Origin of the sequence: Aquibium sp. A9E412 (genome assembly GCF_030398335.1) — a bacterium.
GTDB lineage: Bacteria > Pseudomonadota > Alphaproteobacteria > Rhizobiales > Rhizobiaceae > A9E412.
Window position 1 is genome coordinate 47,734 of record NZ_JAOAOP010000005.1, and the last position, 13,046, is coordinate 60,779.

At 68.1% G+C, this 13,046-nt stretch carries 12 protein-coding genes and 1 tRNA gene; 5 read left to right on the forward strand and 8 right to left on the reverse strand.

Annotated features, from left to right (window positions below; genetic code table 11):
• Positions 1 to 114: 114 nt before the first annotated feature.
• Positions 115 to 1,113 carry a PstS family phosphate ABC transporter substrate-binding protein gene (locus tag N1F89_RS03960; protein WP_290081645.1) on the reverse strand — a complete coding sequence of 333 codons (999 nt, stop codon included), beginning with the start codon at positions 1,111 to 1,113 and terminating at the stop codon, positions 115 to 117.
• Positions 1,114 to 1,726: 613 nt separating this feature from the next.
• Entirely contained in the window at positions 1,727 to 5,833 is a 4,107-nt protein-coding gene (locus tag N1F89_RS03965) for a PAS-domain containing protein (protein ID WP_290081647.1), read from the reverse strand.
• Between the two features lie 277 nt (positions 5,834 to 6,110).
• Here N1F89_RS03965 and N1F89_RS03970 point away from each other — a divergent pair, with 277 nt between their 5' ends.
• The 3 genes from N1F89_RS03970 to N1F89_RS03980 all read left to right on the forward strand — a co-directional run bounded on the left by N1F89_RS03970 (position 6,111) and on the right by N1F89_RS03980 (position 7,943).
• Positions 6,111 to 7,208, forward strand: coding sequence for a hypothetical protein (locus N1F89_RS03970; protein ID WP_290081650.1), 1,098 nt, complete (start codon positions 6,111 to 6,113; stop codon positions 7,206 to 7,208).
• Between the two features lie 229 nt (positions 7,209 to 7,437).
• A complete protein-coding gene (locus tag N1F89_RS03975; RefSeq protein WP_290081653.1) occupies positions 7,438 to 7,680 on the forward strand; it encodes a hypothetical protein in 243 nt (80 codons plus the stop codon).
• A gap of 56 nt (positions 7,681 to 7,736) precedes the next feature.
• Positions 7,737 to 7,943, forward strand: a complete 207-nt coding sequence (locus N1F89_RS03980; RefSeq protein ID WP_290081655.1) for a hypothetical protein — start codon at positions 7,737 to 7,739, stop codon at positions 7,941 to 7,943.
• Positions 7,944 to 7,963: 20 nt separating this feature from the next.
• Here the strand turns inward: N1F89_RS03980 and N1F89_RS03985 are convergent, their stop codons facing one another.
• The 6 genes from N1F89_RS03985 to N1F89_RS04010 form a co-directional block, all read right to left on the reverse strand.
• Positions 7,964 to 8,317: a hypothetical protein gene (locus N1F89_RS03985; RefSeq protein WP_290081658.1), complete on the reverse strand. Its 354-nt coding sequence runs from the start codon at positions 8,315 to 8,317 to the stop codon at positions 7,964 to 7,966.
• An 18-nt stretch (positions 8,318 to 8,335) separates the two neighbouring features.
• Positions 8,336 to 8,818 carry a TIGR02391 family protein gene (locus N1F89_RS03990; RefSeq protein ID WP_290081661.1) on the reverse strand — a complete coding sequence of 161 codons (483 nt, stop codon included), beginning with the start codon at positions 8,816 to 8,818 and terminating at the stop codon, positions 8,336 to 8,338.
• Complete coding sequence (locus N1F89_RS03995; protein ID WP_290081664.1) at positions 8,811 to 9,509, reverse strand: DUF5343 domain-containing protein; 699 nt, start codon at positions 9,507 to 9,509, stop codon at positions 8,811 to 8,813. Before N1F89_RS03995 ends, N1F89_RS03990 begins: the two co-directional genes overlap by 8 nt.
• Positions 9,510 to 9,670: 161 nt before the next feature.
• Positions 9,671 to 9,746: transfer RNA gene (locus N1F89_RS04000), tRNA-Glu, on the reverse strand.
• Positions 9,747 to 9,809: 63 nt separating this feature from the next.
• Positions 9,810 to 10,211, reverse strand: a complete 402-nt coding sequence (locus N1F89_RS04005) for a VOC family protein (protein WP_290081666.1) — start codon at positions 10,209 to 10,211, stop codon at positions 9,810 to 9,812.
• Positions 10,208 to 10,615 (reverse strand): fimbrial protein, encoded by a 408-nt coding sequence (locus tag N1F89_RS04010; protein WP_290081668.1) that lies wholly within the window; start codon positions 10,613 to 10,615, stop codon positions 10,208 to 10,210. The genes N1F89_RS04005 and N1F89_RS04010 overlap by 4 nt, the downstream gene beginning before the upstream one ends.
• A gap of 26 nt (positions 10,616 to 10,641) precedes the next feature.
• Between N1F89_RS04010 and N1F89_RS04015 the strand changes: the two genes are divergently transcribed.
• Together N1F89_RS04015 and rpoH are read left to right on the forward strand one after the other, a co-directional pair.
• Complete coding sequence (locus N1F89_RS04015) at positions 10,642 to 11,670, forward strand: RluA family pseudouridine synthase (protein ID WP_290081670.1); 1,029 nt, start codon at positions 10,642 to 10,644, stop codon at positions 11,668 to 11,670.
• Between the two features lie 180 nt (positions 11,671 to 11,850).
• Entirely contained in the window at positions 11,851 to 12,768 is a 918-nt protein-coding gene (rpoH, locus tag N1F89_RS04020) for an RNA polymerase sigma factor RpoH (RefSeq protein WP_290081672.1), read from the forward strand.
• Positions 12,769 to 13,046: the final 278 nt, after the last annotated feature.

The following is a 13,046-nucleotide window of genomic DNA, read 5'->3' on the forward strand; positions in this document are numbered from 1 at the left end:
GGCCGCCACCGGGCGGTGCGGATCAAGGCCGCCATCCGGCGGCGTGTCGCGGCCGGTTCGGACGAGAGCGGCCCGGGCGCTGGGCGCGCCCGGGCCCTGATAGCAGGCGTCGGCCTAGCTGCCCATGCCCTTGAGGGCGATGGCATCCTCGCGCTGCTGGGCGCGGTCGGCCTCGGGCAGCGGGATCAGGCCCTTGTCGGCGAGATAGCCGTCGGGACCCCAGGCGGCCTCGGAGGTGTACTCCTTGATGAACTCCGCCATGCCGGGGATGACGCCGACATGCTCCTTCTTGGCGTAGACGAAGAGCGACCGCGACACGCCGTAGTCGCCGGAGGCGATGTTGTCGAAGGTCGGCTCGACGCCGCCGATGGTGGAGCCCTGCAGCTTGTCGGCGTTCTGGTCGAGGAAGGAGAAGCCGAAGATGCCGAAGGCGTCCGGATTGGCCTCGAGCTTCTGGACGATCAGGTTGTCGTTCTCGCCGGCCTCGACATAGGCACCGTCCTCGCGGACCTGGGTGCAGCCGTCGGCCTCCTCGATCGCCTCGGGGCAGGCCTCTTCCATGACCAGCTCGACGAAGGCGTCGCGCGTGCCGGAGGTGGGCGGCGGGCCGAGAACCTCGATCTCCTTGTCGGGCAGCGCGGAGTCGATCTGCGACCAGTTGGTGTAGGGGTTCTCCACCACCGCGCCGTCGACGACGACGTTCTTGGCGAGCGCGTTGAAGATCTGCTCCTTGGTGAGATCGACCCGCTCGCTCGTCTTCGAGTTGGCCAGCACGATGCCGTCGAAGCCGACCTTGATCTCGACCGGGGTGACGCCGGCGGCCATGCAGCTCTCGAGCTCGGAGTCCTTGATCGGCCGCGAGGCGTTGGTGAAGTCGGGGTGGCTCTCGCCGATGCCGGCGCAGAACAGCTTCATGCCGCCGCCGGTGCCGGTCGATTCCACGACGGGCGTCTGGTTGCCGGTGCCCTGGCCGAAGCGCTCGGCCACCGCGGTGGTGAAGGGGAAGACGGTCGAGGACCCGACGATCTGAATCTGGTCGCGCGCGGCCGCGACGCCGGCGGACATCGCCACGGCAAGCGCCGCAGCCGACGTCGTCACGAGAATCCTGTTCATGTGGCCTGCTCCTGTTGGCAATTTGTCGCGTCGCCAGTGCCAGGCGACGGCTGTGCGCTTAGCGGCCGTTTGTTACAGCGGGATGACAGTTTTGTGTCGCGCCAATCACGCCTGCCGGGGACCGCCAAGCGGCGTCCGCGGCGGCGGCGTCCGCCGTCGCGGGAAGGCGTCGGGAATCAACCGCTTGGAGGTTCCGGCGATGGACAGCCGGCGAAGGATGCGGGCGAAGGCGGCGACAAAAAAAGCCGGACGGAGGAGGCGCCGTGAGAGACCAGTCGCGCATGGGCGCGGTTTTTCTGGCCTGACGGGTCCCGTTGGGGCAATTCGGACCCGTGCAATCGCGGTGGCGCTCCGACCGTCCGGAAAGCTGCTCAACCTGGGAAGCGAACCCCGGTCACGCAGACCCTAGAACGGCGATCTTCGCACCCGCTATGGTGCGATCGCACCATGCCGGCGCCGGGCATCGTCGCGGGGGCGCGCGGCGCCGGCGGGCGGCCGTTTGAGCCGTTCTGCGTGTCACGGAATCGCAGGCCGGCCCTAACGCATTGTTTTCGCGCATTTGCGAACGGCGAACCGGTTTCCACTTCGTCTGGAAACGCTTAGCCGGCGCGGCTCATGCCGGGGCGGGCCCGCCCGAGGCGTGGCGCGGCTGGCGCTCCGCCGGTGCGATGCCGCCCCAGCGCTCGAGCTTTTCCAGCAGGGCGCGCGGGCTGATCGGCTTCGACAGATAGTCGTCCATCCCCGCTTCGAGACAGCGCTCGCGGTCGCCCTTGAGCGCGTGCGCCGTGACGCCGATGATCGGCACGCGCAGGTCGCTGCCGGCTTCCGCCCTGCGGATCGCGGCGGCCGCCTCGAGCCCGTTCATCTCCGGCATCGACACGTCCATCAAGACGAGGCGCGGCCGCGCCGTGCGGTAGGCCTGGAGCGCCAGCCGGCCGTTGCCGACGATCTCGAAGGCGATGCCGGCCTCGCCGAGAATCTGGGTGAAGACGAGCTGGTTGACCTCGTTGTCCTCGGCGACCAGCACGTCGACGCGATGCCCGCCATCGGGCGGGCTGCGCAGCGGCGCAGCCGGCGCGCGGGTGGCCGGAACCGGCGCGCCGTGGTCGCCCGGCGGCGCGGCGGCCGGCGCGGTCTGGCCTTCGCCCTCGGCCGCCGGCGCAAGCGATCCGCGGCAGCGCTGGATGGTCTCGACCAGCGTTTCCAATAGCGCGGCCGAGCGCGCCGGCTTGACGAGCCTGGCATCGGCGCAGGTCTCGCGGCCGCCGCTTTCGAGCGACTGGTCGACCGACGTCAGCATGACGATCGGCGTTTCGGCGATCTCCGGCGTGGCGCGGATGGCGCGCGCCGCCTCGCCGCCCGACATGCCGGGCATCTGGTAGTCGAGGACGACGCAGTCGACCGGCATGCCGAGACCGGCCGCCGCCTTGAGCACCAGCAGCCCTTCCGCGCCGCTTTCGGCGGCGCAGGCGTCGAAGCCCCAGGCGGTCATCTGTTCCATCAGGATCGCCCGGTTGACGGCGTTGTCGTCGACCACCAGGACGCGCGCCCCGGACACGTCGCACACCGGCACGCGGCTCTCCTCCCGCTGGCTTTCCGGCAGGGCGACCTCGAACCAGAAGGTGGAGCCGCAGCCCTCCTGGCTCTCCACGCCCATCTGGCCGCCCATCAGCGCCACCAGGCGCGAGGAGATGGCCAGCCCCAGGCCGGTGCCCTCGTGGCGCCGCGTCGACGAGGCGTCGACCTGGCTGAACTTGTCGAAGATCAGCTCGCGCTTGTCGGCGGGGATGCCGATGCCGGTGTCGGCGACGCGCACGTGCAGCGCGATGCCGCCCTCGGCCGGCCGCCCCGTGACGTCGACCAGCACGTGGCCGCGCTCGGTGAACTTGATCGCGTTGCCGACGAGATTGGTGATGATCTGGCGGATGCGCCCGACGTCGCCCTCCAGGCAGGCGGGAAGGTCGGGGTCGACGCGCAGGATCAGCTCGAGGTCCTTCTCCTGCGCCCGCATCGACAACAGCGCGGCGACGTCCTCGACCGCCTCGGCCAGGTTGAAGGGCACCGGGTCGAGTACGAGCTGGCCGGCGTCGATCTTGGAGAAGTCGAGGATGTCGTTGATGATCGTCAGCAGCGCGTTGCCCGACTTGACGATGATGTTGGTGAAGGTGCGCTGCTTGGCGGTCAGCTCCGACTTGGCGAGCAGCTCGGCCATGCCGAGCACGCCGTTCATCGGCGTGCGGATCTCGTGGCTCATGTTGGCCAGGAACTCCGACTTGGCGCGGTCGGCCGCCTCGGCCTTGCGGCGCGCCACGCGAAGCTCGTCCTCGCGGCGGCGCTGCTCGGTGATGTCGGTGGTCGAGCCGATCAGGTAGAACGAGCCGTCGGAGGCGACCATGGCGGCCTTGCGGGCGATCTGGTGGCGCTCGCCGCCCGCGGAATCGGTCATCGTTTCCTCGATCTCCTGGGTCTGGCGCGTGCGCAGCACGGCCAGGTCGCCTTCCATGAAGGCGCGCCCCTGCTCGCCGAAGATGTCGATGTCGTTCTTGCCGATCGCCTCCTGCTTGCTGCGGCCGGTGAGCCGGCACCAGCCCTCGTTGACGTACATCAGCTTGAGGTCGGGCCGCTTGGCGTAGATCGCCACGGGCACGTTGTCGATCAGGTTCCGGAAGACCTCGTTCTCGCGCATGCTCTCGCGCAGCGCCGACTCGCGGTCCTTGAGCTCGGTGATGTCGACGCGCACGCCGATGAAGGTGCCGTCCTCGGTGCGCGTGTCGTAGACCTGGAACCAGCGGCCGTCGGGGTTCTGCCGCTCGTGCGCGGCATGGCGGGCGCGGTAGCGCCGGCAGTAGGCCTCGATCCAGGCGGCCGGATCGGCGTCGTAGAGCGCGTCGAGCGCGGCGTCGCCGGTCTCGCGGAAGTAGCCGGCGCGGTGGGCGGCGGCGATGGCGTCGCGCAGCGGCCGGCCGGGCTGCATCGCCTCCACCATCGCCGGCAGGCTGTCGTGCACCTTGCGGTTGGCGAGCACGAAACGGTCGTCGCGGTCGTAGATGACGACGCCGGCCGGCAGCGATTCGATGACCTCCTCGAGCCGGCGCCGCGCCTCCTCGGCGTCGCGCTCGCGCCGCTTGAGCTCGCTGACGTCGAAGATCGAGCAGGCGACGTAGCCGGTGTCGCGTCCCGTCGATACGCGGTGCTTGCGCACCACGCGCGCCTGGCCGAGGCCGGCATACTCGAAATCCTCCTCGACGGTGTAGTCCGCGCCGGTCTCGAGCACGCTGCGCTCGCTCGCCTCGAAGGTGGCGGCGTGCTCGGAACCGACGAAGTCGGCGCCCTTGCGCCCGAGCATCGCCTGCGGGCTGGTGCCGAACAGCCCGGCGAACGCCTTGTTGGCGAGCACGAACTCGAGGTTGGCGTCCTTGACGAAGATCGGATTGGGCAGGCTGTCGATGACCGCCTCGGCGAGCTTCGACTTCTCCAGCGCTGCGGCGAGCGCGGCCTCGCGCGTCTTCATGTCGGTGATGTCGAAGAAGGACACGAGCCGCTTGCCGCCCGACAGCGCCGTCACCGAATAGATCACCGTGCGGCCGTCGGCGCGGAGGAACTCGCGCGGCGCCACGCTGCCGCCGCCGATCTCGGCCAGCCGGGCCATCACGTGGTCGCCCCACGCCTCGTCGGGAATGTCGTAGATGCCGGCGCGGCGGTTGATCTCCATCAGGAGGCGATAGTGGCTGCCGAGCGGAAAGCGCGCCTCGTCGAGCGACCACATCTCGTAGAAGACGCGGTTGGCGTAGACCGCGCGCAGGTCGCGGTCGACCACCACGACCGCCATGCGCATGGTGTCGAGGGTCGTCTTGAGGTCCGACAGCACCGCCTCGGAGTTCTCCTTGGCGCGCTCGAGCTCGGTGACGTCGGTGCACACCACGATCGTGCCGCCGGCGGTGCTCTTCTCGCGGTGCAGCACGCGGCGGCCGTTGCGGAACGCGATCACCGCTTCGGCTTCGCACTCCTGGCGCCGCTTGGCGAGGATCGCCGCGCGCCACGCGGCTGCGTCGAGCGGGCCGGTGTCCCAGATGCCGCGGGCCAGGCCGATGTCGAGCAGCACCTCGAAGGACAGGCCGGGCCGCAGCACGTCCTCGAGCTCGCCATACATCTCGACCATGGCGCGGTTGTAGAGCACGACGCGGTCGTGCTCGTCGTAGAAGCAGAAGGCATCCTGCATCACCTCGAGCGCCGCCATCAGCGGGCGCGCGGCGTCGGCCTCGGCCGGGCGCGGCGAGGCGGCCAGGCGCGCGGCGAGCGCGGTGACGTTGCGGCCCGTGCCGCGGTAGCCGGCGAAGCGGCCGGCCTCGTCGCGGCACGGCGTGCCGGAAACGCTCAGAAGGCGCGTTCCGTCGGGCCGCTCGATGCGCAGGAGCAGATCGCGGAAGGGGCGCGGCGTGTCGTCTGCGAGCGCGCGCCGGCTGTCGCGGTCGGCGGCCGCGCCCGCCATCACCTCGCGGCGCGGCCGGCCGAGCACGCGCGCCGGGTCGAGGCCGGTCGCCGCGCAGAAGCCGTCCGACAGGACCGTGAAGCGGTCCTGCGCGTCGGTCGCCCACAGCCAGTCCGCGCCGAGTTCGGCGAGCGTCGCCGCGGCCGCCGCCGCGGCAACGTCCGTCTGCGCCTCCTCGGCCGGTGCGCCGGGATGCGCGGTCTCCCCGTCCTCCCTCTCGCTGCACCTCAAGGAAGACACTCCCCGCTTGTTTGTTGGGACCGATTGTTGCCGGCGAGACTTAACGTTCGGCTAAGATTAATCGAGGCGCGTCAAATGCTTGTTGCCGCAGCGGAAGAACAGGCTTAAGGGCGGCAGAGCAACGCCGCGTTGCCGCGGCCGTCCTTGGCCGGCGGGTCTCGCCGCCTTGTCCGCCGCCGGCGTTAACCCTGCGGAAGGGAAGCGCTTCGTCGCCACTATGGCGCCGGCTATGCTTCGAACAGGGCGGCAGGGACGGTGGAGCAAGACAATGACGGGATGTGTTTCGGGCTGGTTCGGCAGGACCGTTGCCCTGTCGGTGGCGGTCGGCCTGGTGTTCGGCGTGGTGGCCTATCGCTATCTCGTGGAAGGGGTGCGGGTACTCCAGAAGTATCCGCCGGCGCTCGACGCGCGCGGCCTTGCGGTGTCGCTCGTGCTGGCGGTGGCGGGCTACGCGCTGGTGCGCGCGCTGCGGCCGTCGGCGGCCGCGGAGCGGCCGTTCGACTGGGCGGCGCTGCGGCTGCCCGGCACGCTCTACGGCGCCATGTTCGGCACGCTTGCCGCCACCATGGTCGTGATGCTGGTCGAGCCGACGGTGTTCGCCGTCACCGTGCGCGAGGGCCAGTTCCTCAGCATCGCCACCGAGGTGGTGTTCATCGCCGCGTTGTGGGTCCTGGCGCGCACGGCGCTCGCGGTGCGGCGGGTCGCCGTCGCGCGGGTTTTCGGGCTGCGCCCGGCCGTGCTGGTGTGGCTGATGTTCCTCGGCGTCGCGGTCGTGCTGGGCGAGGAGATGTCGTGGGGCCAGCACTGGCTCGGCTGGGGCACGCCGGAGCTCTTCGAGGGCAATCTGCAGCGCGAGACCAACCTGCACAATTTCTACACGCACCGCTTCGAGGCGGCCTATTACAGCGCCGCCGTGCTGCTTCTGGTGCTGGTGCCCTATGCGTGGCCGCAGCGCGCGCCGCGCCTCCTGGCGCCGCTCGCGCCCTACATCCCGCCGCCGAGCATGGCCGTCCTCGCGCTGCCCTTGTGCGGGCTGATGTACAACAGCTGGAACTTCGCGGCCTACCAGCTCTGGTTCTTCGCCGGGCTGTGGATCGCGCTCGACCTGTGGCGCCATGCGCCGCGGCGCGAGGCGCTCGCCGCTGCGGCGATGGGCGGTCTGCTGGCCGTCTCGCAGGCGGTGTTCGTGCTGTTCGGCGGCGGCATGGCGGAAGGCCACGAGCTGACCGAGATCCGCGAGTTCCTGATCGCGATCGTGGTGTGGGGCTATGCGCTCATGCTGGCCGGCCGCCTGCGCGCCATGGCGGCGGCAAGCGCCGGGCGGTCGGCCGCCCTCGGCGCCAGGGCGCAGCCGCGCACGGCGTGAGGCCGGACGCCGGCCGAATCGAGAACCGGGCGTGCCCGCGCACGCCCGGTGCCGGCCGCACAACGCGCACCCGGCGCATCGGCGAGCCGAATGCCGTTCACCAGGGACATGCCGTGAGTGATTGGAAAAAGAGCGCGAAGTGGCACTCCCAAGGGGACTCGAACCCCTGTTTCCGCCGTGAGAGGGCGGCTAGCCCACCTGCATGGGTTCGCCTACGAATCGGCGGGTGATGCTAGACGGCGACGATGTGCTGGACCAGCGCCGCTTTCGCCACGCGGTCAACGAGCGCGCCGAGGTCCGACTGCCGGAGTCGCGCAAGGCGCAGTTCGAGGCGCAGATGGATGCCCTGTTCGCCGAGGAGGAGTATGTCGACCCGCCGCCCGGCGCGACACTGCTGGATCATTTCGCGGAGCTGCTGCAGACGTTCCTGACTGACCGCTACCGAGCACAAGAGCGGGACGAGATACTCTAGGCAAGCCATGATACGACGAGGAGCGGTGTCTGTACTGGTTCCGCATCCAGGACCTCATGAAGTTCATGGAGCGCGAGAACAGCCATCCCTGGCGGGTGCAGCGGATCAAAGTCGCCAACGTCCTACGGAAGCACTTCGCCGCAGCCGCCAAGGAGATATACCCCCGCAAGGCGAAGACCAACATCTTCTACCTTCCGGCCGACCAGTTCTCGCGGCAGACCGAGCCGTTTCCCGTTCCGCGCGGACCCCGATCACCGATATAGGTCTCCGGGGAAGGGGTATGCTACGGTTGCAAGACCATGGCGTTGACCAGCAACTCGACGCCTCCCCAAATCAATGTGCCCAGCCCCCAGACTCCGATGACTACGAACGCCGATTGGAGATAGTTGATTCTCCCATGGGGGTGCCCGTCTTCTGGCGTACCGGGATAATCTGCGATCTCCGCAAAGACTAGAGCTATTATCCCGGCAAGTCCGCTGGCCGCCAGAGGCGACAGAGCCCGTGAGACGCCAGCGGCGTATTCGAGATTGCCAGCGGACACTCCGGCCCCAACAAGCTGGAGTGCTGCAAACAGCAGAGCGCCTGCTGCTGTCAAAAGGCCGATGGCGAGACGTCTTGTGTTGGCCGCATCCAGCATTTTGATAAACGGCCTCCTCTAAGGAGCACGTCTGCTATAAATTCGACGCAGCAGGAATGATGCCAAACTAAGATGGTCAAGACAAAGATCAAGAGACTCGTTATTTCCTACTGTGTGCCCGCGAGGGTTTCTTATCGCAGTAGCCGCTCCCGCAAATAAATGCGAGAATCCTCTCTGTTCATCTTTTTCACTTAGTGTGGTCAGGTCATTAAGGCGGATTTTAGGGCTTTCTGCATTGAACGCAGCCATCATCAATTTGTAACCTGTTTCAGAAATGCCAGCTAGCTCGGATACCTTATTATCCAATAACTTGTACGCTTCAAACGTTGCTTGCGAATAATGCCCATCATCGAACAGCTTAATGGCCACGGATGATATGTCCGGGTGAATATTCCTTTCGTCGAATGGATGAAGCTTCCCTTCGTCAACCTCACTCGGCTGCGAACTTACGAGGTGCGCACTCCTTACAAAAGCTTCGAATTTTCCGAAGTTCTCAGTCATTCATCAAGTTTGCCCTGATACTCCTAAAAATGTTGTCGTACGTTTCGGCACTAGCATCAGCCGGCAAGTTAACCTCCACGCGCACAGTCAGCGCCCAATCTTTTTTCGGATTATATCCATTGTCAGTTGTGCTCGCTTGCTCAGGTTGAGCCACCGGCGCCAATTTTATGCTCTTTGCTTCCGGGTTCCTCTTTTGGCGCTTATCTTCGCGAGACCCCTTCGGGGCTGCCTTCCGTTCTGTGGGCTTCTGCCGCGTTGGAAGCTCCCCGTGGCCGGAGAGCGCGGCAAACACTTGAAATGTGCCAGCCTGCCTCGCGCCTATCGCTGCGCTTGTCCCATCCGCTCGTCGAAAGAAGGTGATTAAGGCATCCTTGTCCTTTTCCCACGCAGGATCTCCGTAGAGGTCGAAGAGATCTTTGTAACCTGACTTGACGAGTTCGGAGAATGCCTGCGCAAAATCCTCATCTCTATGATGAGAGAATACATCGGCGGCCTCCTTCGTCTTTTTTCCCTCGCCATCGATAATCCCAACAAACACGAGAGCGTTTATGACGTAACTTTCGTTGTTGGGTGCAATACCCAACCTTTTGACGGTCTCGGACGTGATAGTCGCCGGAAAGCTGCTCCTGAGGTTGTTTACCATTAGAGCGATGTTGCCCGGCCCCGAAATGTATGGATGCGCAGCTGCCATGCCCCTGATCCACCCCCGCCCAGCTCTGATGTGCAAAATTTGTCTGCTTGGCGGCCCAACGTCAAACGCTAACTTTTTTGGACATTAGGCGATATTTAGCTCGTCGACGTCTTCGCTAAAATCGCAAAGAAGCCAAGCCCTTGGAAAAGTTATGAAAAAAGTGGCACTCCCAAGGGGACTCGAACCCCTGTTTCCGCCGTGAGAGGGCGGCGTCCTAGACCGCTAGACGATGGGAGCGCGGTGCGCCGCGACGATATAGTCGCGATCGACGGCAAATGCAACACGTCGTGTGGGGTCGCGTCAACTCTTTCGCGGCGCGGGCTCGATGAGGTCCCAGAGATTGCCGGACAGGTCGGCGAAGACGGCGACGGTGCCGTAGGGCTCCTCGCGCGGCGTCTCGCGGAAGGCGACGCCGGCCGCGCTCATGCGCCGGTAGGCGCTCCAGAAATCGTCGGTCTCAAGGAACAGGAACACGCGGTCGCCGGCCTGGGCGCCGACGCCGGCGCGCTGGCGCGGGCCGCGGGCGCGGGCCAGCAGCAGCCGGGCGCCGGCATCGCCGGGCGGCGCGACGACGACCCAGCGCTTGCCGCCGGCAAGCGGCCTGTCCTCGATCAGCCGGAAGCCGAGCCGCTCGCGATACCAGGCGATCGCCGCGTCGTAGTCGTCGACCAGGATGGTGACCTGGGCGACGCGGATGCTCACTCGGCGCCCTCGGGCACCGCGCCGGCCGGCGCGGTGGCGAGCGCGAAGCGCCCGACCATCGCACCGGCGGCCATGTCGTAGACGAGGATCGCGGCGCTGCCGTCGGGCAGCGCCACATGCAGGGTGAGCTGCCGGCCGCTCGCCGCGTGCGAGACGAGCCGCGCGCCGTCGGGCAGCGCGATGGTGCCTTCGGCGAGCGTTTCGCCGCCGGCGAGGGCGGGCGGTTCCGCGGCGTCCTCGCCGGTCCACCAGGTCTGGTAGACAACCGCGCCCATCACCGCCATAACGGCGACGAAGAGCAGGCCGAGATTGATCGCCACGAAGCGCATCAGCTTGCGGCGCACCCGCTCGGCGGCCGGGTCGAGCGGGCGTTCGGTCTCGTCGTCGTGGGAAGGTGTGGCCATCGGGCGGCGGTCCGGAATCAGTTGTGATGGGCGATCTGGATAACGAAGCCGTCGAGGCAAGGAAAGAGGCGCGGGTGGCGCCCGATGACGCGGGCGCGCGGCTCGACCGCTGGCTGGCCGGCGTCTTCGCGCCCGATCTGTCGCGCAGCCGCGTGCAGGCGCTGATCCGCGCCGGCGCGGTGTCGTGCGACGGCGCGGCGGTGGCGGAGGCCAGCCGCAAGGTCGCCGAGGGCGAGGTCTACACGCTCGCGCTGCCGCCGGCGGCGGAGCCGGTGCCGGCGCCGCAGGCGATCCCGCTGGCGATCCTGCACGAGGACGCGGCGCTGATCGTGATCGACAAGCCGGCGGGCCTGGTGGTCCATCCCGGCGCGGGAAATCCCGACGGCACGCTGGTCAACGCGCTGATCCACCATTGCGGCGACACGCTGTCGGGCATCGGCGGCGTGCGCCGGCCGGGCATCGTGCACCGGCTCGACCGCGACACCAGCGGCGTGATGGTGGTGGCCAAGACGGACCGGGCGCATCGCCGGCTGTCGGGGGGTTTCGCCCGCAAGGCCGAGGAGGGCGGCGTCGAACGCGCCTATCTGGCGCTGGTGTGGGGCGCGCCGGAACCGGCGCAGGGCCGCGTCGACGCGCCGCTCGGGCGCGCGCCGGGCGACCGCACGCTGCGCGCCGTGGTGCCCGAGGGCCGCGCCGACGCGCGCCGCGCCGTCACCCGCTACCGCGTGCTGGAGCGCTATGGCGGGGCCGGCGGCGAGGCGCTGGCGAGCCTCGTCGAATGCCGGCTGGAGACCGGCCGCACGCACCAGATCCGCGTCCACATGGCGCATCTCGGCCATCCGCTGGTCGGCGACCCGGCCTATGGCCGCGGCTTCCGCAGCAAGGCGAACCGCCTGCCCGAGCCGCTGCGCGGCCATGTCGCGGGGTTCGCGCGGCAGGCGCTGCACGCCAACGTCATCGTCTTCCGCCACCCCGAAACCGGTGCCGCGATGCGCTTTCAGGCCGATCCGCCGGCCGACATGGCCGCCCTGGTGGAGGCGTTCAGGCGCTTGTGATGTGCGCGTGAAGCGCCGCCGTGCTAGCAAAATCGACGGCTGCCGCGGAACCGTGGCCGCGGCCTTCAAATTTCCCCAGTCGTGCCTATATGTCATGTGGCGCAGTGCGTCTTTCGCGGAGCACGGCGCCGACGCCCGCCTGTCGCAAAGGGGGCGAACAGCAAGAGAGGAGGGTGCTTTATGGCCCAGACACTGCCCAGCATCGTCTCCGGCGAGGGTGGCCTGACGCGCTACCTGGAGGAGATCCGACGCTTCCCCATGCTCCAGCCGCAGGAAGAGTACATGCTCGCCAAGCGGTATCAGGAGCACGACGACACCGACGCCGCACACAAGCTTGTGACCAGCCATCTGCGGCTCGTCGCCAAGATCGCCATGGGCTATCGCGGCTACGGCCTGCCGATCGGCGAGGTGATCTCGGAAGGCAATGTCGGCCTGATGCAGGCCGTCAAGAAGTTCGAGCCGGAGCGCGGCTTCCGGCTGGCGACCTATGCCATGTGGTGGATCAAGGCCGCCATCCAGGAGTACATCCTGCGCTCGTGGAGCCTGGTCAAGATGGGCACCACGGCGAACCAGAAGCGGCTGTTCTTCAACCTGCGCAAGGTGAAGGGCAAGATCCGCGCGCTCGACGAGGGCGACCTCAACCCCGAGCAGGTCTCGGAGATCGCCACCCGCCTCAATGTCAGCGAGGAAGAGGTGATCTCGATGAACCGCCGGCTGTCGGGCGACGCCTCGCTCAACGCGCCGATCCGCGCGACGGAGGGCGAATCCGGCGAGTGGCAGGACTGGCTGGTCGACGAGCAGGAGAGCCAGGAGGACATGCTCGTCCAGCAGGACGAGCTGGAGAACCGGCGCGAGATGCTCGCCGACGCCATGAAGGTGCTCAACGAGCGCGAGCGGCGCATCTTCGAGGCGCGCCGGCTGGCCGAGGACCCGATGACGCTCGAGGAGCTGTCGGGCGAGTTCGACATCTCGCGCGAGCGCGTGCGCCAGATCGAGGTGCGCGCCTTCGAAAAGGTGCAGGAGGCCGTCAAGGCCTCCGCCCGCCGCCAGGCCGCCCGGGTGATCGAGGCGGAGGAAGGCCGCGCGGCCGCGGGCTGAGCCCCGCCGTTGCGTCCGGCGCGGCCAGGACCGCGCCGCATGTCACGGCAATCGCAGTTCGGCTCCACGTTGTCGTTGTGACGCGTTTTCGAACGGCGAACCGGTTTCCACTTCGTCGGGAATGCGTCAGGCGGCACTCATGCGCTGGTGTCGCGTCGGGCTCGACCGTCATCTCGCGCGGGGTCGGGTGCCGTCGCACGAACCGCCGCGGGCCCTGCGGCAACATGGAAGAGCGCGGCCGGCCGGCGGCCCGGGGCGCGGGTGCCGGAGCCGCGCCG